Origin of the sequence: Paenibacillus nuruki (assembly GCF_963311185.1) — a bacterium.
GTDB lineage: Bacteria > Bacillota > Bacilli > Paenibacillales > Paenibacillaceae > Saccharibacillus > Saccharibacillus nuruki.
In genome coordinates this window covers 874,430-895,938 of sequence record NZ_OY725677.1, presented here as the reverse complement: position 1 = coordinate 895,938, position 21,509 = coordinate 874,430, and the positions used below count along the sequence as shown (strand labels likewise).

The 21,509-nt window shown below is 38.3% G+C and carries 23 protein-coding genes, 1 tRNA gene and 1 pseudogene; 6 read left to right on the top strand and 19 right to left on the bottom strand.

Annotated elements, in window-relative coordinates; all coding sequences use genetic code 11:
• Positions 1–158: 158 nt before the first annotated feature.
• Positions 159–467: a rhodanese-like domain-containing protein gene (locus RCP16_RS03995; protein ID WP_069329008.1), complete on the top strand. Its 309-nt coding sequence runs from the start codon at positions 159–161 to the stop codon at positions 465–467.
• Positions 468–539: 72 nt separating this feature from the next.
• Here RCP16_RS03995 and RCP16_RS03990 read toward each other — a convergent pair whose 3' ends face one another.
• From RCP16_RS03990 to RCP16_RS03980, 3 genes are all read right to left on the bottom strand, one after another.
• A complete protein-coding gene (locus tag RCP16_RS03990; RefSeq protein WP_241669243.1) occupies positions 540–1,073 on the bottom strand; it encodes a shikimate kinase in 534 nt (177 codons plus the stop codon).
• A 196-nt stretch (positions 1,074–1,269) separates the two neighbouring features.
• Positions 1,270–2,682, bottom strand: coding sequence for an NADP-dependent phosphogluconate dehydrogenase (gene gnd, locus RCP16_RS03985; protein WP_308641718.1), 1,413 nt, complete (start codon positions 2,680–2,682; stop codon positions 1,270–1,272).
• A 202-nt stretch (positions 2,683–2,884) separates the two neighbouring features.
• Positions 2,885–3,481 (bottom strand): YkzI domain-containing protein, encoded by a 597-nt coding sequence (locus RCP16_RS03980; RefSeq protein WP_069329006.1) that lies wholly within the window; start codon positions 3,479–3,481, stop codon positions 2,885–2,887.
• A gap of 332 nt (positions 3,482–3,813) precedes the next feature.
• Between RCP16_RS03980 and RCP16_RS03975 the strand changes: the two genes are divergently transcribed.
• Positions 3,814–4,446, top strand: coding sequence for a YktB family protein (locus tag RCP16_RS03975; protein ID WP_308641717.1), 633 nt, complete (start codon positions 3,814–3,816; stop codon positions 4,444–4,446).
• 70 nt (positions 4,447–4,516) lie between these two features.
• Here RCP16_RS03975 and RCP16_RS03970 read toward each other — a convergent pair whose 3' ends face one another.
• On the bottom strand, positions 4,517–5,800 hold the full coding sequence (locus RCP16_RS03970) for an MFS transporter (protein WP_308641716.1): 1,284 nt from the start codon (positions 5,798–5,800) through the stop codon (positions 4,517–4,519).
• Between the two features lie 190 nt (positions 5,801–5,990).
• Here RCP16_RS03970 and RCP16_RS03965 point away from each other — a divergent pair, with 190 nt between their 5' ends.
• Positions 5,991–7,475 (top strand): aminotransferase class I/II-fold pyridoxal phosphate-dependent enzyme, encoded by a 1,485-nt coding sequence (locus tag RCP16_RS03965; RefSeq protein ID WP_069329003.1) that lies wholly within the window; start codon positions 5,991–5,993, stop codon positions 7,473–7,475.
• Between the two features lie 100 nt (positions 7,476–7,575).
• On the opposite strand, the gene RCP16_RS03960 is transcribed toward RCP16_RS03965, so the two are convergent.
• Together RCP16_RS03960 and RCP16_RS03955 are read right to left on the bottom strand one after the other, a co-directional pair.
• On the bottom strand, positions 7,576–7,884 hold the full coding sequence (locus tag RCP16_RS03960) for a DUF1292 domain-containing protein (RefSeq protein ID WP_069329002.1): 309 nt from the start codon (positions 7,882–7,884) through the stop codon (positions 7,576–7,578).
• A gap of 175 nt (positions 7,885–8,059) precedes the next feature.
• A complete protein-coding gene (locus tag RCP16_RS03955; RefSeq protein WP_069329001.1) occupies positions 8,060–8,614 on the bottom strand; it encodes a stalk domain-containing protein in 555 nt (184 codons plus the stop codon).
• A gap of 354 nt (positions 8,615–8,968) precedes the next feature.
• Here RCP16_RS03955 and RCP16_RS03950 point away from each other — a divergent pair, with 354 nt between their 5' ends.
• On the top strand, positions 8,969–9,709 hold the full coding sequence (locus RCP16_RS03950; protein ID WP_069329000.1) for an MBL fold metallo-hydrolase: 741 nt from the start codon (positions 8,969–8,971) through the stop codon (positions 9,707–9,709).
• 97 nt (positions 9,710–9,806) lie between these two features.
• Here RCP16_RS03950 and RCP16_RS03945 read toward each other — a convergent pair.
• Positions 9,807–10,269: pseudogene (locus tag RCP16_RS03945) on the bottom strand (GNAT family N-acetyltransferase).
• A 56-nt stretch (positions 10,270–10,325) separates the two neighbouring features.
• Between RCP16_RS03945 and RCP16_RS03940 the strand changes: the two are divergent.
• Positions 10,326–10,457 carry a hypothetical protein gene (locus RCP16_RS03940; protein ID WP_308641715.1) on the top strand — a complete coding sequence of 44 codons (132 nt, stop codon included), beginning with the start codon at positions 10,326–10,328 and terminating at the stop codon, positions 10,455–10,457.
• On the opposite strand, the gene RCP16_RS03935 is transcribed toward RCP16_RS03940, so the two are convergent.
• Positions 10,454–12,730: a glycoside hydrolase family 3 C-terminal domain-containing protein gene (locus RCP16_RS03935; RefSeq protein WP_308641714.1), complete on the bottom strand. Its 2,277-nt coding sequence runs from the start codon at positions 12,728–12,730 to the stop codon at positions 10,454–10,456. The two genes, RCP16_RS03940 and RCP16_RS03935, sit on opposite strands and share 4 nt — an antisense overlap.
• A gap of 224 nt (positions 12,731–12,954) precedes the next feature.
• Between RCP16_RS03935 and RCP16_RS03930 the strand changes: the two genes are divergently transcribed.
• A complete protein-coding gene (locus RCP16_RS03930; RefSeq protein WP_308641713.1) occupies positions 12,955–13,386 on the top strand; it encodes a hypothetical protein in 432 nt (143 codons plus the stop codon).
• A 158-nt stretch (positions 13,387–13,544) separates the two neighbouring features.
• Here the strand turns inward: RCP16_RS03930 and murI are convergent, their stop codons facing one another.
• The 11 genes from murI to RCP16_RS03875 all read right to left on the bottom strand — a co-directional run bounded on the left by murI (position 13,545) and on the right by RCP16_RS03875 (position 21,415).
• Positions 13,545–14,339, bottom strand: a complete 795-nt coding sequence (gene murI / locus RCP16_RS03925) for a glutamate racemase (RefSeq protein WP_371748223.1) — start codon at positions 14,337–14,339, stop codon at positions 13,545–13,547.
• A 141-nt stretch (positions 14,340–14,480) separates the two neighbouring features.
• Positions 14,481–15,470: an alpha/beta hydrolase gene (locus RCP16_RS03920; protein ID WP_308641711.1), complete on the bottom strand. Its 990-nt coding sequence runs from the start codon at positions 15,468–15,470 to the stop codon at positions 14,481–14,483.
• Between the two features lie 106 nt (positions 15,471–15,576).
• Positions 15,577–16,332, bottom strand: coding sequence for an SDR family NAD(P)-dependent oxidoreductase (locus tag RCP16_RS03915; RefSeq protein ID WP_308641710.1), 756 nt, complete (start codon positions 16,330–16,332; stop codon positions 15,577–15,579).
• A gap of 108 nt (positions 16,333–16,440) precedes the next feature.
• A complete protein-coding gene (locus tag RCP16_RS03910) occupies positions 16,441–17,187 on the bottom strand; it encodes an amino acid ABC transporter ATP-binding protein (RefSeq protein ID WP_308641709.1) in 747 nt (248 codons plus the stop codon).
• Between the two features lie 15 nt (positions 17,188–17,202).
• On the bottom strand, positions 17,203–17,862 hold the full coding sequence (locus RCP16_RS03905) for an amino acid ABC transporter permease (RefSeq protein ID WP_137220729.1): 660 nt from the start codon (positions 17,860–17,862) through the stop codon (positions 17,203–17,205).
• A gap of 151 nt (positions 17,863–18,013) precedes the next feature.
• Positions 18,014–18,793, bottom strand: coding sequence for an amino acid ABC transporter substrate-binding protein (locus RCP16_RS03900; RefSeq protein ID WP_308641708.1), 780 nt, complete (start codon positions 18,791–18,793; stop codon positions 18,014–18,016).
• Positions 18,794–19,017: 224 nt separating this feature from the next.
• Positions 19,018–19,632, bottom strand: a complete 615-nt coding sequence (locus tag RCP16_RS03895; protein ID WP_069328990.1) for a hypothetical protein — start codon at positions 19,630–19,632, stop codon at positions 19,018–19,020.
• Between the two features lie 552 nt (positions 19,633–20,184).
• Positions 20,185–20,352, bottom strand: a complete 168-nt coding sequence (locus RCP16_RS03890) for a hypothetical protein (protein WP_161594182.1) — start codon at positions 20,350–20,352, stop codon at positions 20,185–20,187.
• 231 nt (positions 20,353–20,583) lie between these two features.
• On the bottom strand, positions 20,584–20,892 hold the full coding sequence (locus RCP16_RS03885) for a hypothetical protein (protein ID WP_308641707.1): 309 nt from the start codon (positions 20,890–20,892) through the stop codon (positions 20,584–20,586).
• Between the two features lie 91 nt (positions 20,893–20,983).
• A tRNA-Val gene (locus RCP16_RS03880) sits at positions 20,984–21,055 on the bottom strand.
• Between the two features lie 93 nt (positions 21,056–21,148).
• On the bottom strand, positions 21,149–21,415 hold the full coding sequence (locus tag RCP16_RS03875; RefSeq protein ID WP_069328986.1) for a hypothetical protein: 267 nt from the start codon (positions 21,413–21,415) through the stop codon (positions 21,149–21,151).
• Positions 21,416–21,509: the final 94 nt, after the last annotated feature.

The window sequence follows — 21,509 nt, the reverse complement described above, 5'->3', positions numbered from 1 at the left end:
TCTGCTCCTTTAAATAAAATAATATTGGTCATTATAGTTATACTTCTTTTGTTTAACTCATTTTCTGTGCTATGCTGTCACTTCAATTGACAGTAAAGATCACGCTTCGGTATGATAAAGATGTTAAAAACACATTCAGAAATGAGGGTATAACCTATATGTCTAATCCTACTCAGATCGACACGGATGAACTGCGCGAACGCTTGGCGGCAGGAGAAAAATTGCAATTAATTGATGTACGTGAAGATGAAGAAGTGAACCAGGGTATGATCGATGGTGCCAAACATATTCCTTTGGGTCAAATTCCTGATCGTCTGAATGAAATCGATAAAACAATACCGACTGTTTTAATTTGTCGTAGCGGATACCGTAGCGAACGTGCGCGCGAATATCTACAACAATTAGGTTACGATCATTGCTTAAATATGTCTGGTGGTATGATTGATTGGGTTGAAAATCAATCTTAATTGAATATTCTTTATCTGTATCAAAGACTTGTTGACTTCATGTAACAAGTCTTTTACTTTCGTACCTAAACATTAAAAAGCTTGAACGCGGTAACGTGTTAAAACATGTGTAGCCACTTCATCTGGATTCAAAAGCGATGTATCTACAGTGACATGGGCAAATTCATAAGCGTGTTTACGCTGCTCCATAATACTACTGACTCGCTCATATGTGTCTCCTGCTAGCAATGGACGGTTATCGTCTCCACCTACACGTTGTACAATATGATCAATATCAGCGGTCAAACATACCACAAGCCCTTTATTGGTCATGAGCTGGCAATTGGTATCCCGCAACACTGAACCTCCGCCTGTCGACACGATTTGCCCTTTTTGCTCCAACACTTTGGCAAGCATTTGGCTTTCAAGTTCACGGAAGTACAATTCTCCTTTGGAAGCGAAAATATCCTGTACACTCATACCTTCTGATTCTGCAATCACTGCATCAATATCAACTAATGGATATTGCAGTAAATCAGCTAATAATGTACCTACGGTTGTTTTGCCTGTACCCATCATTCCAACCAGAATAATATTGGAATGCAACAAATCTTTTGGTTGATGCACTATGTCTACACCTCTTTCAACAACTATGCTATTCCACCCATCATATCATAGAGGTAAAACATAAGACAATCATTCGTTTCTTCGATGTAATCCCTTTAGAAGCAGACAAAGTAGACATCAAAAAAGCGCACTGGCTTTTCCTATCTGCATAGGAGTTCCAGTGCGCTTTAAAATAATGATTATCAGATATTGTAGACTATTCTTGCATCCATTCGTGATGGAATGTACCTTCTTTATCCAAACGTTTGAACGTATGTGCACCGAAGTAGTCACGTTGAGCTTGTAACAAGTTTGCTGGCAATCTTTCTGTACGGTAGCTATCGAAGTAAGCCAATGCACTAGAGAATCCAGGAACCGGAATACCGTATTTCACAGCGATAGATACAACTTCACGCCATGCATCTTGATATTCTTCAACTACACCTTTGAAGTAATCATCAAGCAATAGATTTTTTAGACCGGAGTCTTTGTCATAAGCATCTTTGATGTTTTGCAAGAAACGAGAACGGATAATACAACCGCCACGGAAAATCATAGCGATATTACCGTATTTCAAATCCCAACCGTATTCGTCAGAAGCTGCACGCATTTGTGCGAAACCTTGAGCGTAAGATACGATTTTGGAAGCAAACAATGCTCTGCGAACTGCTTCAATAAATTCAGCTTTGTCGCCTGTGAAAGCCTCTGTTTTAGGTCCGTTTAGAATTTTACTTGCTGCTACACGTTCTTCTTTCATTGCAGACAAGAAGCGTGCAAATACAGATTCAGTGATCATAGACAATGGAACGCCTAGATCTAATGAACTTTGACTTGTCCATTTACCTGTACCTTTTTGTCCAGCAGAGTCAAGAATAACGTCAACCATAGGTTTGCCAGTTTCTTTATCATATTTAGAGAAGATATCAGCTGTAATTTCGATCAAGTAGCTATCTAGTTCGCCTTTGTTCCACTCGCTGAAAATAGATTGTAATTCTTCAGCAGAAGTTCCTAGAACAGAAGTTAACAAGTTATATGCTTCACCAATCAACTGCATATCGCCATACTCGATACCGTTATGCACCATTTTTACATAGTGTCCAGCACCGTCTGGTCCGATATATGTACAGCAAGGATCGCCATCAACTTTAGCAGAAATTGCTGTAAGAATAGGTTCTACCAATTTATAAGCACTTTCTTGTCCACCTGGCATAATAGCAGGTCCTTTAAGTGCGCCTTCTTCACCACCGGATACACCTGTACCGATAAAGCGGAATCCTTGAGCTTCCAAGTCTTTGCTACGACGTTGCGTATCTGGGAAGTAAGCATTACCACCATCAATAATGATGTCACCTTCAGCTAAGAAAGGAATCAATTGTTCAATCGTAGAATCTGTTGCAGATCCTGCTTGAACCATAATTAGAATTTTGCGTGGAACTTCCAAAGAATTAACAAACTCTTCGATAGAAAATGTTCCAGTTAGATTTTTGCCTTTTGCTTCTTCAAGCAAATCGTTCGTTTTTTGCGGAGAACGATTGAATACAGATACTGTAAAGCCTCTGCTTTCAATATTTAAAGCTAAGTTCTTACCCATAACGGCAAGACCGATTACACCAATTTGTTGTTTAGACATTTCTGGTTCTCCATCCTTTGCTTCAATATTTTGTATTCATGATTTTGCATAAAATAAGTAGGTTCAATTCATCATTTTACAGGTTTTAATGTCATAAGGAAAGTCTCAAAACGTGATCTGACCAAAATTCATAGAATTGTTGAAAGAATTGTGAATATTTTGGCTATCTCAACAAATTATTTTGGAGATCACGTTTTAAGGTTTACTTTTCCAAACGAATAAGTTCAAAACGAAGATTTTCCAACACTTTTTTACATTCATCAATTTTTTCAGTATCGCCTGTTTTGATCGCTTCATTCAATCGATCTAACGATTCATCAATTTGCGTCTCTATATTTTCCAATCTCTGTTCACCTTCCGTCGATAAAAAAAGTGTGTGTAATGCTTCATGCGTTAACGTCGATTCTTTTTGATACAATACACGCTGTTCGAAACCCGATATTTCGACCATACGAATCACTTCACCAAACAATATGTTTTCAACAAGAATCTGTTGATCTTTAAATCGTTTGACGATTGCATGTCCACGTGTATCACCGATTAACTTCTCCATCCATTCAGACAAACGCGAATCATGGATACGATAATCTCCGATCAATTTGTATCCTTCTTGTGTTTGTTGAAAACGTAATTTGGTCATATGATCATCTGTACGGATCGATACGATAAATGAATCCTCGGTTTCTCTCCAATACAGTGAATATCCTTCTTTGATCAAATCACGAATCAAATTTTGAATATCACGCCGCTCAAAACGCAATTCCAAGTTACAATATTCCACTTCATAACTTTTATTCATCATAATCCCTCCTTTTCAAACAATTGGTTGATCTGTATGTCATTCTATATATCTTTCTAGCTGTTCTGTGATTAATTGATAAAATATACAAAAAAAAGTATAAATAACGAATTCTATTTTGGAAATAAGCACTATAAAGAGTATTGTTGTATATGCAAACTTTAGTACAATGTATACTTATTATAATTTTACCCCTTTACAAGGTTGTCTAAGCACTAAAGCATACAGATACATGTAATCTTCATGAAATAATCGTATGCTCTTATGCTATAATAAACGCGGCTTATCGGTACACTTATATGGATGGATTTGGAAAGAGGGGCATTTTAAATATGAATAATGTTGAATTTAAAGGATTTGATTCGAAAGACTTTGATGTATTTACTATCGATGGTTTGGAGCCACGTATGGATGCGTTGATTCAGACGATTCGACCTAAACTCACAACAATCGGTGAACAGATACAGCCTTATCTGGCTACACTATGTGGTGAAGAAATGTATGTACATGTTGCCAAACACGCTCGTCGTACGGTGAATCCACCTAAAGATACATGGGTAGCATGGGCATCGAATAAACGTGGATACAAAGCATTACCTCACTTTGAAGTAGGTATGTTTGGCAGTCATGTCTTTATTGTATTTGCAATTATCTATGAAAGTCCACGTAAAGTAGATTTTGGTAAAGCATTACAAACCGATTGGAAAAAAGTAAAACAAATGATTCCTGATGAATTCTACTGGTCTACAGATCATATGTCACCACAAGCTAATATTCAGGGTGAATTGGATGACCAGTACTGGTTGGATACCGCAGAACGATTACAACATGTCAAAAAATCCGAGATCGTATGTGGATTACGTATCGAAAAAGATGATCCATTGCTTCAAGATGGTAAAGCTTTTATCGAAAAAGTAGAACAAACTTTCGAACAATTACTTCCGTTGTACCGAATGGCATTTTAATATCGACCTTCATATGAATCTATAAAAACACCTTATCTGCGATGTAAGCACATAAGGTGTTTTGGTATGTTTATCTAAGATTAGGTCGATGACGTATCATGATCCAATGAATACAAAACAAAATAAACATTGAACTAGCACTGACAAAAAAAGGAGCTTGTGGACTAATACTATCCCATAACTTTCCAGAGACTAGAGGTCCAATCACAAGCCCTGATCCTTGTAACGTCAAAAACAACCCCCAGATCATACCTCGTTCTTGCGTAGGCACAAGCTTGGCGAGTAACGAATTCCAAGCGGGCAAAATCATCGCATAACTCAAACCTATACCCACTACAAATATCCATATCCAAAATAAAATTCTAGTAGAAGCCATTCCGACTAATGCCGTACCTGCAAGTAAAAACCCAATATGCAGAAAAAAGCGACTGCCAAAACGATCGATCAGGCGACCTGCTGGAATCAGACCCAGTGCTGTCACACCGCCACCTACAATTAATAAGCCGTTAAAATACGCAGGCGTTAATTCGAGTTGGCTGATCACATACAACGTGATAATAGGCGTAAGAATACCTAATGCAAAAGATTGTAGAAATAATGCCGGATATAATAACGGGTGGATATGTAGCGAACGAATTAACGATACATATTGCTTTATCCGTTGCTTACCTGTAATTCGAGAAGTTGATCGGTGCTGTAGCTGTTCATCCGATTCAGGATCAGCTTCTAGAGCATAGACTTCTTTTTTACGACCCGGTAAGCATAAAGCAATTCCTAGCACTACAGTCATACAGACTAACATCATCCAAAGTGTTGATTGATACGATGTGCCACTGATCCAATTGACAGTTACGGGTCCAAGCCCGGCGCCTCCAAGAGAAGCTATTTCTATAATGCTCATCGATGTTCCATATTTGCCATCAGCCTGTGAAAGACTGGTAATCTGCGACATCACACAAGGCCATAGAGGAGCACTTCCTATCCCCATCACTGCACAAGCAAAGATTAGCCAGCCTGTACTTTTTTCGGTTGCCATAATAAAAACAGCACCCAGTACAAGAATCACACCGATCGACATAATCATTCGGAAGCCCAATCGTTCTGCTAACCAGCCAGCAGGACCTCGAAGTGCATTGTCCCCTACATATTGCAGTGCAAAAGCAATACCGATTGCAAACGCAGGTAATCCAAGTACATGGCCCATATATACAGGCAGTAAAGTGACTAATAATCCACCTTTAACAAATTCCACTAAAAAAATAAGGAGCCATAGGCATACAAATACAAAAATATGACGTTGACGCTTTTTTGCTTGATTCTGCTGGTCTGTGATAGAATTCGAAATCGATACCATTAATGAAGATGACTCCCTTCAAGTCTAACCCTGAATGTATACCTCTTTATAGATCATGCATTTTATCTTATCATAATAACTATTGCATTCCCTCCACGTTTTGCTATACTCATTTTGTTTGGCAAAATGTTGTATAAGCATTTTAGCCTATGAATCATTATTTGACATCAGAAAGGTTGTGACAGCTTTAATGGATCATCAGCAAACGCCGCTTTTTACCGCTCTTCGAGAACATGCGGCAAGCAATCCCGTCCAATTCCATATTCCAGGGCACAAAAAAGGAATCGGAAGTGATCAGGAATTTCGAGAGTTCGTGGGTGACAATACCCTTTCTATAGATCTGATCAATATCGCACCACTGGATGATTTACACCAACCTATGGGTGTGATCGAGCAAGCACAAAAATTAGCTGCTGATGCTTTTGGTGCTGATTATACGTATTTCTCAGTTCAAGGAACAAGTGGTGCTATTATGACTATGATTTTGTCGGTCTGCTCACCCGGTGACAAAATTATTGTTCCTCGTAATGTACACAAATCAATCATGTCTGCGATTATTTTTGCAGGAGCGAAGCCTGTATTCGTGTCTCCAGCACGTGATGAGAACTTGGGGATTGATCATGGTATTACGACTTCATCGGTACGTCGTGCTCTAGATCGTCACCCTGATGCCAAAGCTGTTCTTGTGATTAACCCGACTTACTTTGGTGTGTGTGCAGATTTGAAAGAAATCGTGGATCTTTCGCATAGCCGCGGTGTTCCCGTATTGGTTGATGAAGCGCATGGTGTATTGATTCATTTCCACAAGGACTTACCGGTCTCTGCGATGGAAGCCGGTGCAGATATGGCTGCTACCAGTGTACATAAGCTAGGTGGCTCGATGACTCAAAGTTCTGTCTTGAATCTAAATGTAAAAAATGGTCATGTGAATCCTCACCGCGTACAGACCATTATTAGCATGCTGACTACAACATCTACTTCATACATCCTACTCGCTTCTTTAGACACGTCACGTCGTAATCTAGCGCTACACGGACATGATATGGCAGAGCGCACGATCAATCTGGCACAAGAAACACGTCAGAAGATCAATGATATTCCTGGATTATACTGCTTTGGTAAAGAATTGCTTGGTGGTGAAGCTACCTTCAATTACGATCCGACGAAGCTGACGATTCATATCCGTCATTTAGGAATAACAGGCTATGATGCAGAGAACTGGTTGCGTGAGCATTACAATCTAGAGATTGAACTTAGTGATATGTATAACATTTTGTGTCTGGTGACTCCAGGGGATACACAGGATAGTGTAGATATTCTGGTACGTTCGTTAACGGATATGGCTTCTCAATATTACAGCACAGACGGTTCCAAAGAAATTCATGAACTGGTGGTCAAAATTCCAGAGATTCCGCAATTGTCACTGATTCCGCGTGATGCTTTTTACGGGGATACAGAAGTGGTTCCTTTCAAAGAATCCGCAGGACGCATTATTGCTGAATTTATTTATGTATATCCGCCGGGTATTCCGATTTTGCTACCAGGTGAAGTCATTTCACAAGAAAATATCGATTATATTACCGATCATGTAGAAGTCGGTCTGCCTGTTAAAGGGCCTGAAGATCGTACGGTTCATCATGTCAAAGTGATTGTCGAGACAGACGCTATTTTCTAAACATTCAATTACCTTTCTATAACATACAAAAAAAGCCGGAGCGAATACTGTATAGAAATATACAATATCCATTCCGGCTTTAGTTATAAAGTGATGAATCTTATTCTGATTCTTCAATAAGCTCGCCGTATGCTTTCTCTACAGCTGCCCATTCTTTTTCGTCTTCGATATTTTGCAATTCGAATCCGTCTTCTTCTTCCTCAAGACGCATGATATAACCATCCGCTTCAGGGTTGCCACGCTCTAGTAGAAGTGCATACAATTTCTCGCCCACATCAAATGTTTCAACAAGAACCATTTCTACATCATTACCTTCATCGTCAGTCAATGTTAATACATATTCTTCCGCTTCGTGGTCATGGTCGTGATCATGATTGCAATTTTCATCATGTACATGTTTATCGCTCATTAGGATAACCTACTTTCAGTATAAAATTGAATGTCATTTAGGTTCATAAATAGGTACAATACCTTGGATTCATGAAATAATACTTGTGTATCTTACCACTTTCCCCTAGACAGGTCAATTGAGAGTCATACCTTGAACAGATCCTAACGGATGAGAGACTAATCAGATATCATGATTATTGATTGAGCGCCGTAATTACCTTTTGGGATACCAGTACATAATCGCTAGCTTTGGACTTTTTCATATAAAATCCGACTGTATACTTGCCTGCGCTATTAAAGTCGTATGTGAAATCATATGTGCGGAACCAGAAGTTATCTTTTTGTTGTGTAATATCCTGACTTTGGATATCTTTTTGATTCCCTGAAGGATCGATAATCGCTACTTTCACAGCTACAATATCCGTTTGTAAATTGTCGACTTGACTAAATACGTTGAATTTGAGCTTTCCTTTACTGACGTTACCAAACGCCGTATCATTTTTGAATAAAAAGATATGTACGTTAGGTTTGGTAAGTTTGACCGTTTTGGCATCATTATCATAATCGACAATGCCTTGAATTTCACGCAAAGGCACATAGGTTTTGCCATCGATCATGTACGCTCCATCACTAACCTCACTTCCATTGATCCAGACTTTAATCTTTTGACTTACAGCATCTGCAAATAGCACTGAACTGCTCATTAAGAAAAAGGCTAATGCACAGACTGCAACTCTTTTCCATATCACGTAAGAACCCCTCCTTTTATATTTAGAAAAAGCTTATCGACTCCAATTCTTTCTGTATTATAAAAGCATTGTATCTCTATGCTGATCTTCTTATACATATATACTCCATTAGTCCCGTTCAGTTGCGGTGAAAAAATTGTAACCTTTTGACATATGGTCACTCTTCTGCATTTTCACTTTTAACTCTTATTAAACCAATGAATTAAAGTTGTATCTCTGCGGGTTGGCTATAACAGTATTATATTCATCATTTCCCTTCTTGGTTCTATTCATGGTACATTGAGAAGGAAGAATGTCTAATGACTATATAAGACATATCTAGATCATACGTACAATACAGACAGGAGGAATACTGTGTCTATTGAACTACAAATGCTAGGAACAGGTAATGCTTTTGCCAAAAATTATCATAATAACAACGCCCTTCTTCATGTAGGCGACTATACGTTGATGGTGGATTGCGGTATTACAGCTCCACTGGCTTTACATCAATTGGGCAAAACGGTCAATGAAATAGATGCGATTCTAGTGACTCATATTCATGGAGATCATGTTGGAGGACTGGAAGAGCTAGGCTTTCAAATGAAATTTATCTATAATCGTAAACCGGTTCTATATATTGCAAGTACATTGGTTCGTCCACTATGGGAGCACACGTTGTCTGGTGGAATGACACAAGAAGGAATAGAACGAATCGAAGATGTGTTTGATGTGAGACCGATTGTGGCTGAGCAACCGATTACTTTAACCGAAGGACTGGATATTGAATTGATTCAGACTCCGCATATCGATGGCAAGAATAGCTATTCCTTTTTACTGAATGAGACTATTTTTTATAGCGGAGATATGAAATTCCAACCTCATCTGCTGGAACATTTGGTATATGAGCGAGGGGTACAGACCATTCTGCATGATTGCCAATTACATCCTCCGGGTATTGTTCATGCCACGTTAGATGAATTGCTGTCTTTACCAGAACAAGTACGTTCGACTATTCTGTTGATGCATTATAACGATGATAAAGATGATTTTGTAGGCAAAACAAAAGAAATGACATTTTTAGAACAGCACAAAATTTACACGTTAGGATCATAACCCTCCTATCGATAGATCAACAAAACAAAAAAACCGTGCCCTATGCAACTGGCGCGGTTTTACTACGTTCATTCATGTCTATACATAGGTGAAAAGATTAGATCGTGACAACAAGTTGCTTTTTCATACTAACATGAGCAATACCTGCATCATCAAAAGGCTCTTCAGAAATCGTGATATATCCCATTTTATTGTAAAATCCTTCAGCTTGACATTGAGAATCAAGTAAAGCTTTTTCAAATCCATTTTGACGCGCATAATTTTCCATACCCAAAAGAATAGATTTGCCATATCCACCTCTACGATAACCAGGCAACACAGCAATACGTTGCATTTTAGCTGCTCCATTTTCATAACGAATCATACGGCCTGCGGCAATAACTTTCACCATCTTTTTGCAATAAAAAGTGGTAAGCTACACCGTCATTAGGCAAATGATCGTACTGATCTATTTCTCGACTCTCAGGAACTTTCTGCTCTACAACAAATACTTGTTTCCGGATTTTTAAACATTCTTCCAGTTGTTGTTGAGTTTGAACGCGTATCACTTCTATCGCCATTTTGTTTTGCTCCTTCGATCTTTCCATTGTGGACTCTTTATAATTGTATCATATAAATGGAAGATATAGACGGCTATTGTTGGGATATGGTGGATAAATTCTATTTCTATGCTGATCCAAAACAGCTTGGTGACAGCAAAAAACAGCCCTTTTCCATAGCGAAAAAGGCTGTTTTATCTACAAATTAACGTTGATTATTTACAAATGCTTGATTCAATATTTCGATATCTTTAGCTAACATTTCTTCTGTATATTTACCCTGTCCAAAGTTTACCATAGCACGTAAAGGCATTCCTTTGACCATAGCAGACATCATATCATCACTAGGATCAAATAATTCGCCCATTCCTGAACGTTCTAACAATTCTTTAGCCAGTTGTTGAGTCGTTGGGTGTGTTGTAATATCACCCATCGTTGTATTACGGTCAATCGTAATCGGAAGTTCTACTGTCGATTGTATCTCTACTGATTGTTGCACACGAATATCACGAGAAGAAGAACCGATTAGAATCTCAAATGTTCCTGATTCTACATGCCAGTCCGCAATATCTACATTGTAATAAGCGAAAGCACGTTTATCGAGGGTAAACTGTACTGTCTGACTTTCCCCTGCTTGTAGATGAACTTTCACGAATCCTTTCAATTCTTTTTGCGGACGTATCACTGTACTCTCATGATCGCTTACATACAATTGCATAATTTCTTTGCCTGCTGTCTTACCTGTATTGGTAATCGTCACACTCACTTTTACTTTATCTTGATCGCTGTATTGCTGACGATCTAACTGTAGATCACTATATTCAAATGACGTATAACTGAGTCCGTAACCAAATGGGAATAAAGGCTCTACTTGCTTGGTATCATAATAACGATAACCTACAAAAATACCTTCACGATATTCGACCCGATCTTTTTCCCCCGGGAAATATAAAAATGATGGATTATCACTTAAATGCATAGGGAACGTTTCTGCTAATTTACCGCTTGGACTCACTTCGCCAAAGAGTAGATCCGCAACTGCACCTCCAAATGCTTGTCCACCCAGATATCCTTCTAGCACAGCTTTGGCGTGGTTGATCCACGGCATTTCTACAGGTGAGCCGTTACTAAGAACAATAATGAGATTAGGTTGTACTTTAGCAATTTCTTCGATTAATTGTTGATGATTTTGCGGAATATTGAGATGAGTTCGATCATATCCTTCAGATTCATACCGATCAGGTAAGCCAGTAAACAAAATAGCTACATCTGCTTCTGCTGCTTGTTGTACCGCTTCTTGGACTAATGCGGTTTGGACATCATCGCTATCGAGATCATATCCAGCTGCATACGATACCTGACCTTGATCGCCTACTAATTGAGTAATTTCGTCAAATGCTTTATCCAGTTGAGTTGGATTCACATGGGAACTGCCGCCGCCTTGATAACGAGGATTTTGTGCAAATTCACCGATCACCGCAATTTTTCCTTTTTTAGCAAGAGGTAAAAGGTGATCTTCATTTTTGAGTAAAACCATACTTTCTTGTCCTATTTTGCGCGCTAGTGCATGATGTTCATCTGCATTATACGTAGCATCTGCTTGAAGTTGCTCGACCGCTTTGAAAATAAATTCCAAAATCTTGGTAACGGCTTGATCTAATACCTCTGCATCCAATTGTCCTTCTCGAACAGCTTTGACAATTTTGGCATCACCAATACCATTATTAGCAGGCATTTCAAGTTCTAATCCTGCACGAAGACCGTCTACACGTTCGTTCACAGCGCCCCAATCGGAGACTACAAACCCTTCAAATCCCCATTCTTCACGTAATACTTTGGTTAACAGAAATTCATTTTCTCCTGTATATGTTCCATTTAATTTATTGTAAGAACACATCACGCTCCAAGGTTGAGATTGCTTAACCGCTCCTTCAAAGCTAGCTAGATAAATCTCACGCAATGTACGCTCATCGACAATCGCATCTACACTCATACGACGTTCTTCTTGATTGTTAGCGGCAAAATGTTTGAGTGATGTACCGACACCCTGACTTTGTACCCCTTGAATATGATGAGCAGCTAATTCCGCAGAAAGATAGGGATCTTCAGAAAAGTATTCAAAGTTGCGTCCACATAACGGCGAACGTTTGATGTTGGTTCCAGGTCCAAGCAATACAGCTACATCTTCTGCTTGTGATTCTTGACCTAGTGCTTCCCCTACTTGACGGATAAGATCACGGTTCCATGAAGAAGCCATGCCTGCTGCTGATGGGAAACAAGTCGCAGGTACACTATCGTTTAACCCTAGATGATCAGCTTCTTTCCCTTGCTTACGTAATCCATGCGGTCCATCGGTCATCATGACAGACGGAATATTTAAACGTTCGATCGGTTGTGTGTTCCAGAAATCAAGACCTGAGCAAAGACTCGCCTTTTCTTCAAGCGTCATTTGAGATAATAATTGTGGAATATTAGTTTTCATTATGTCCTCCTTGAATAACTGTACTTATCTATAAATCGTTATCACTTCACTTACCCAATATAAGCATAGACTGAAATCAATAGTTCGTATGGTACGATCCATATGTAATTGGTACTTATCTGAATGATTATAAATAAGGCTTAAATAACACTTGAAAAAGAAACGTATGTTCGTATATAATAAGAATATAAATAAGAACAAATGTTCGGATGGGAGAATACGATATGTTATCTAAATATATAGGCGAAATTGTAGAAATTGTGTATATGGATCGTTCGAATCAATTGACTCAACGACGCATAGAGATCAAGCATATTCGTAAAGGTCTGGTATATGCAGACTGTCTACGTACAGGAAGTCCACGTACATTTCGTGAAGATCAGATTTTGGCATGGCAACCTGCGAAGTCCAAGCTGAAGCCTACGATTAAGCCTGTTCAACCGCTTCATCCTCGTCTAACAGGATACACTGCTTCTCCGACGAGAGCAGAAGTTATTCCTCAGACGTTCACTAGCTCATCCTCTCATGCTGTCACTACATCTGTGGTTAGACCTCCTGCAACCAAACGTAAATCTATGTCGATCAAAGCTACCCGTTCCCTTCGTCATTCTACACCGTCTGCTCTTGCTTCTACTTCTCCTACTCAGGTTTCTTAACCAAAGCTGTGGAAAGTGTACTCCATTTTTAGAATACTGCTTATCCAAAAAATATTTGCTGATGTACACTACATCTTATGCTGATTAGTACAGCAAAAAGCGCAGCTTATCATGATAGGCTGCGCTTTACTTGGTATATATGAGGATAGAATCATTTTTTAGGATGAGCGAAATGGTGATGGGGACGATAATCTGACTAACAATTGATGATAAGCCTCTAACTGCTCTGCCTCATGAATAACTTTGCCAGATTCTACATACATTATCTTACCTGTTCCTTCACCGATTGAAGAATGCTCTTGTAATATACGGTATAGATTTCGTGCTGTGCCTTCTCCACCATCAATAATATCTACTTCTTCTGGAAAGAAATGATGCAAGTGTTCTCTAAAATAAGGAAAATGAGTGCATCCTAAGACGATAGTTCCGTATTGATTGGGATCAAGTCCAGATAGCGCTTGTTCCAAATAAGACTGCACTTCTTCCTCTGCGAATTGACGCTTTTCAGCTAATTGTACCAACCCTGGCAAAGCCAAACTTTCTACAATATCAGCAGTATCAATAGAGCGGACTAAATTTTGAAATTTTTCTTCTTGTAATGTTAATGTGGTTGCGAAGACCAATACCTTTTTGCGCTTAATCATACTGTTCTGAACCGCAGGCTTCACTGCTGGTTCTATACCTAGAATAGGAAAATCATAAGCTTGACGTAGATCATTGACTGCTATACTGGTAGCTGTATTACAAGCAATCACCAGCGCTTTAATATCTTGCGCAGCTAAATAATCTACCGCTTCAAAAATATACTGACGCACTTCGTCTTTCGGCTTTTCACCATAAGGCACATGCTGAGTATCTGCATAAAAAATATAGTCTTCCTGTGGCAATACTTTTAACATCTCATGTAAAACAGTTAATCCACCAATCCCCGAGTCCAACACACCAATTTTCAATTTATTCACTCTTCTTTCAAGACGGCAACTTGTTGTCTTTGTAATAAAGTCGTTCTTTCATTATAACTTTTCTTGTTTATTTTTTAAAATCAAACCTTATTTAATAGATAATGCTCACTGTTCGACTTTATTCCTTAATATTCATTCTTCTTGGTCTTGGTCTTGTTCTGTCGATTGAATATAAGTTACCGATTCGTGTAATAACTGAGCGAAAGATTCAGGATAATCATGATCCAGTTCAGGAAGCTCAATATATTGGTAATCTACATGCGCTTCTTGTAGAGCTTCGATCAATTCCATCGTACCTGGTAGACAATCATCGTCCCATTCTCCACACATAATCGAAAGTTTAACACCAGCTTCCTGTAATCCCGCTAGCCCTTTCTCCCATTCTGAAGCTTCTGGTAACCACGGTGCGACCAGAATCAAGCCACTGAACGCTGTAGGGTCTTGAATCGCAGTATATAGAGACACTCTTGCTCCTGCTGAGAATCCACCTACAATCGGCTTCAAGGATGTAGTTGAAGGGCTTAGAGCATCTTCGGTCATAATATCACTAAGATGCCATTTCAATTCTTCTATACCTTGCTCTACATCTTCCCACTCATACGCATCGGTGAACAGAATTTGCGAAGATTGAGGTAAAGCTAGACGATAATGATGATCTAACAGACTGATCCAATAAGGTTCTGCAATTTCGATATTTTCCTGATCACCATGTAGAGCAATAATTGTCTGTTGTATTGTATGATCTTCTTGATCATTCGGGTACAGAATTTTCAATTCAGGTGTAGACTCTTCGCGTGCTAACGTTTCTCGTTCTACACATAGTTCAACTAATTTTTGAAATTCATCTTGATCACGTAAAGACTTCAAATCTTCTTCTTCCAGTAAGTATGTGGAAGAATACCAGTATCCTTTTTCCAAAATAGCTTCTTGTAGTAGTTGTAATGCTTCTGTATTCATACCTGAAGCAGCCGCTAAAGAATAACGGAAATTATACACTTGTGCATCGTTACCTTTTACTTCATTCGCATGTTCAGTTATATAAGTATAAGCTTCTTGACTGCTCTGCTCTGCCAAAATTTCAAGTGTCCGGTTAATAAGACGTGTGTATGTTAGTGTAGTCATGTCTTCAGCTCCTATAATGTCAAAATAAGAAAAACCCTTGAAATGATGATTCAAGGGTTCTTGCATACGTATTGTACCAAATTCTGATACGATAACCTATTCTATCTTATTGTGCGGTTACAGCTCCATCAATGGCATAGACAGCACCGTTGATATAAGGTGCTTCATCCCCTAATAAGAAAAATACTAGATTCGCAATTTCTTCGGGTTTGCCTAATCGTCCCGACGGGATACTATCAACGGTTGCTTTCATTGTCTCTGGATTCTGTCTTCCGAATTCAGCTACCATCGGTGTCTCGATTGTACCGGGTGCAATTGCATTCACACGAATATTGTTTTGACCGTATTCAATCGCAGCGGTACGCGTCAAACCGATAATCCCATGCTTGGTAGCGGCATAAGGAGCTACTGTCTGTACACCGACTACACCTGCGGTAGAAGCTGTATTGACGATAGACCCGCCACCTATTTTAAGCATTTCAGGAATAACATATTTCATCCCATAAAATGCTCCACGTAAATTAATATTAATAATCTGATCAAATTGCTCAATACTATGATCAGCTAATTTGAGTCCAGGACCGGAAATCCCTGCATTATTAAAAAACATATCGATTCGTCCAAATGTAGCTACTGTTTGCTGAACAAAATGCTCTACTTGTGGTGCTTGGCTAACATCAGCAGCAATAAAAAGCGCTGTGCCTCCTTTGGCTTCGATCATCGATACCGTTTCTTGCCCAGCTGTTTCCGAGATATCTACCACGACGACCGTAATGCCGTTACTGCTTAATTTGAGAGCAGTGGCTTGACCCAGTCCACTTCCTGCACCTGTAATAATAGCTACTTTTGATTGTGTATTCATCGTACGCCTCCATCAGATCAGTCTTTATGATTACGATATGATCTTAGATGAACCTACTCTGTTCCGCAATCCTCAATTAGCCTGCTATCTATTACTGGCTCATTAGACTTACTTTTCTACTCGACTTAAAAAAGCTTTGGTACGATCTAACTGTGGGTTGCCAAAGATTTGAGCAGGTGTACCTGATTCTGCAATTTCACCTTTGTCCATAAATATAACTCGATCAGCTACATCTCTAGCAAAATTCATCTCATGTGTGACCACAACCATAGTAATCTTTTCTTGCGCCAATTGCTGCATCACTCGTAACACTTCACCTGTCAATTCTGGATCAAGTGCTGAAGTCGGTTCATCAAAAAGCAAAATATCTGGATTTAGCATCAATGCTCTTGCGATCGCTACCCGTTGTTTTTGCCCGCCAGATAGATTAGCTGGTAGTACATTCGCTTTATCCAACAATCCTACTTTATTCAGAATCACTTCACTGCGCTTACGGATATCTGCGACACTTTCTTTTTTCACCGCTTTGGGCGCTAATTCCAAGTTCTGTTGTACCGTTAGATGAGGGAATAGATTAAAGTGCTGGAATACCATCCCCATACGTGATGTTATTTTTTTGATCGTGTTTGCATTCGTATATTTGCCGTTCTCGACTAATGCTTGACCTTGAAATAAAATACTACCGCTGTTCACTTCTTCCAGATGGATTAGACTCCGTAACATCGTACTTTTACCTGAACCAGAAGGTCCGATAATCGCAACCACTTCACCCGGTTCAACTGTAAAATTTACACCTTTTAATACTTCGAGATCGCCAAAACTTTTTTTGAGTTGTTGTACTTCAATCATTGTCATAGATAGACATTCCTTTTATTCAAATTTAAATCGACGTTCTAATCCTTTGAATAGCAACGTCAATACTAAAGTCATTAATAGATAAATAATACCTGCCAGTACAAATGGAGTGATCGTAAAATCACGATTGACTGCTGTTTGTGCAAAGTGAAGCAGTTCTGGTACCGCTACAGCATAGAGTAAGGCGGTATCTTTGACCAGTGTAATCGACTCATTAGCAAGTGAAGGTAACGCCACCCGAATCATCTGTGGAACAATCACTTTGGTCATCGTTTGCCATTTGCTGAGTCCCAGTACTTGCGCCGCTTCATGTTGCCCTTTATCAATCGACAATAATCCACCTCTGAAGATCTCTGCGAAATAAGCTGCATAATTCAGGACAAATGCAAGCCCTGCCGCTACAAAACGATCAAACACCAGATAATCGCCTATAATCGGCAACATCGGTAATCCAAAGCAGAAAAAGAGTAATTGTAATAGTAATGGTGTTCCACGAGTAATATAAATAAACGTATGCGCTAACCACGATAACAATTTGATGCTGCTATTGGCTAACAATGTAATTCCAAATCCTAGAGGAATAGATAACACAATTGCAATCAAAAACAGAAGAATTGTATTTTTAGCTCCCTCTAGCATGGGTCCTATAATTTGTAATAAGTAATCTACACTCATCGTATTCGACTCCTACATCTCAACATTTTTAATTTACATCTGATTATTTACAAAAGAAAACCGGGTTGTATCACTCAACCGGTTTTCTAATGACTTTTATATGGGTGTACTCTTGTACGCTTTGCAAAACATGTATACATCATCTTAATGATTATTTAAGAACTTTGTCTTCACCAAACCATGTAGTTGAAATTTTGCTAGCTGTACCATCGCTATTTAATTCATCTAATGCTTTTTGCAGACTATTAAGCAATTCTTCATTACCTTGCTTCACACCAATACCATATTCTTCAGGCGATAATGATTCATCCAATAATTTAAACGTATTCGGTTCTTTGGACATATAGTAACGAGCAACCACTTCATCAATAACGACAGCATCCAAGCGACCATTTTTCAAATCACTTAACGCCAGTACGTTATCCGGGAACTCACTTACTTCTTTCAGCTGTGCTTTGATCGGATTAGCTGCTAAAGCATCTGAAGCAGAAGATAGCGACTGTAGTCCGACCGTTTTACCAGCTAGATCATTGAATGTAGTGATTGGCGAGTTAGCAAGCACAGCAACTACTTGACTATTCGCTAGATAAGGTTTGGTGAATAGTACTTTTTGCTTGCGTTCATCTGTGATTGTATATCCGTTCCAGATCAGATCAATTCGACCACTATTTAATTCAGATTCTTTGGCAGACCAATCAATCGGTTGAAATTCGACTTGCTTACCCATTTTAGCTGCGGCAGCTTTGGCATAATCAATATCAAATCCAACAATATTATTTTGTTCATCACGGAATCCCATCGGTGCAAATTTATCATCAATTCCGATGACTAGCTTGTTATCATCTTTGTTAGCTCTACTAGAACATCCTGCTAATACCAATAAAACCACACTAAATATCAATAATAATCCTGCTATTTTTCTCTGTTTCATATGATCGCTCCCCTTACAATTTACCGAACGCTTTAGTTCGTTACCACGTTATCAGAACCACTATAATAACATAGCATGGAATTGAAGTCGAGCGCTAGAGTAGAGAACAAAAAGATATTTGGTGATTTCACGATTTATAGTATGTATTCAACCACTAGTAGGAGTTCTAAAGATTAAAATGGCATATAAAAAGCACCCATTTCAGGGTGCTCATCACATCAATATTATACAGCTTCCAATGCGTTCATAAAACGCTGGATATAATAAGTAGGAATATTTTGTTCCATCCAGTCTGTAATATCTTGATACACCAAGCTATATTTTGTATTTAAATATTGAGGATGTGGCAACACTTCAACTTCCTCAAAATAATTTTTAACTTTGCGACGCAAATTACGCAGAACTTGCTGTTTGGATTCTACATCTTCGCGATCTTCGATTAACAAATGATCTTCTAATTGATTACCATCATTCATCATAATTTCGCGACTATACATATAACGTTCACCTACACTTAATTCGCTTTCATAAAAGTTAGCATATACTTTATTGTCTACAATAATACGTCTACTATAGATACGTTTCAATTCGCCCATGACACGATCGAATTTTCTATATTTTTCGACTCCGATGGTATCAATCAATTCACAGATTGTTTTTACCGCTTGTTGGTGATTTTCTTCTTTACTATCAAATAACTCAAAGATATCTACTTTTTTGTAACGAAAACGGATATACGATTTGGATAACTTACCATACATATAAAAAACAATACTAACATCAAGAATCTGGTCATTGTACTGCACATCCATATTGACATATCGGTGCTGTTGACGCATAAGATTCTACCCCTTTTCTTGTTGAATTGATTGGGCTAGTAAATCGTTTATTCGACAAGGTGGATACCTTTAAAATAAATGTACTAAGCTACCATCGTATCCAAATAAATGTAATCTATACAAAGATTTAACCTTTAAATTACAATTCAAATCAAATGAAGCACAGTTATTAACAAATATATTTACAACAAGCCAAAATTTAAAACCTTTTTTTCTTCGATTATGTGGATATTATCTGTTATTTTGTTGGAGTATCCAGAGATATCAAGGTTTTTTTTCATCTTTTTCTAGATAAGACATTGTCGTATTTGAAAAGATCATTCTTATCATGTAAACACCTAATGTAAAAGAGTGTACTGATCTATTGTCTGCTTATGATCAAATCAATCTAGTATGAGGTAAAGAAATAAGGTATGTAATTTATTAATATACACAGGTGAGTCATTGTGTAATATATCTATACACATGAAAAAACAGGCGAACAGTGAAGTTCAGCCTGTCTTTATATAGGGTACGATTTTATAGTTATAATTAAGTCGTATAGTATGAAGTTTAGTTAGTAGTGGATGTATATCTGCTTACCAATTCACTAATTTTACCTCTAACGGCTAAGTCGGAATTCTGACGGTTTTTCAAAATAGCATGTACTTGATCGACAAAACTATTTTCGGTATCTTTTGTTTCCATTAAAGGTGTTGTTGCCATAGATTCTAAGTTCATCATTATTCCTCCACATCAATTAATACGTTCTCGAATGATACGCTTATTTAATATGACCCCGATTACAGACGTTTAAAACACATTTTGATTAAATTATTGGAAATACTTAGCAACTCTTTCGATACATAAATTGATTGTAATCGTTATCAATTCGTTCCAATCGCTTGTTTAACGAATATTTTGGTAACAAAAAAAGTCCCAAAATAATATTGGGACTTTCTGTTGAATACATTAACCTTCTGCTATATCTGCTCGTAATGCACTAGCCACTTCGATCATTTTCGGGATCACTGCTTCATTGGTACCTGAGACGTACAGATCGCCTTCATAATGACGGAAAGGGATCGAAGCTGTACCAATATCCCATAAGAAGAAATCTCCGTCTATCGACATTGTCGCTTCTCCTTTAACAGTAAACACTGGAGTGTATGTGAAATCAGGTTGAAGTGCAAAGTAAGCCTTGCACTCTTCTAAAGTAATTGGATCTACTTCACCTTCTGGTTGTTGCATTTCTCTTGTGATACGGTAACGCTGAATCATATGATGTCGCTCCTTTTATTCAATAAATATATAGTTCAATTCATACCATAAAAAAATAAAAAAGCCCTTGATAGACAAGGACTTTCGGTTATGACCTGTAGTGGGATCGAACCACTGACCCCTACCCTGTCAAGATAGTGCTCTCCCGCTGAGCTAACAGGTCAAAATAAGTATGACAACTTCCATATAATATCAAGAATTTATAACGTTGTCAATCACTTGCTTGGGTTCGTGTATGCGCTCGATATGTAATCTTCTAATACTGTGTCCAATACGATTCTGGAAGAGGAAGTACGGTCTTTTCTTTGCGCTCCCAACCCTGAATCATGACAACACTATTTACTTCAAGTTTGTTATCCCAGTATATGTATTGTTTATGTTCGAGTGATAATAAAATCTGACTCAACTCTTGAGTCGTCTTGCCTGTTTTGAAAGATAATTCTCTCCATTCTGGCATACGACGGTACAGCGAAAAAAAGTTATACAAAATACGCAACAACTTACGTTCATTATCTTCTAACATGATGTATCTCTCCTTCTGATCACAAATCCAATAGGCATGTAATCATATACGAACTTTTGTTCTTATTTTAAATGAAGTACTGCCTTTTGGCAAG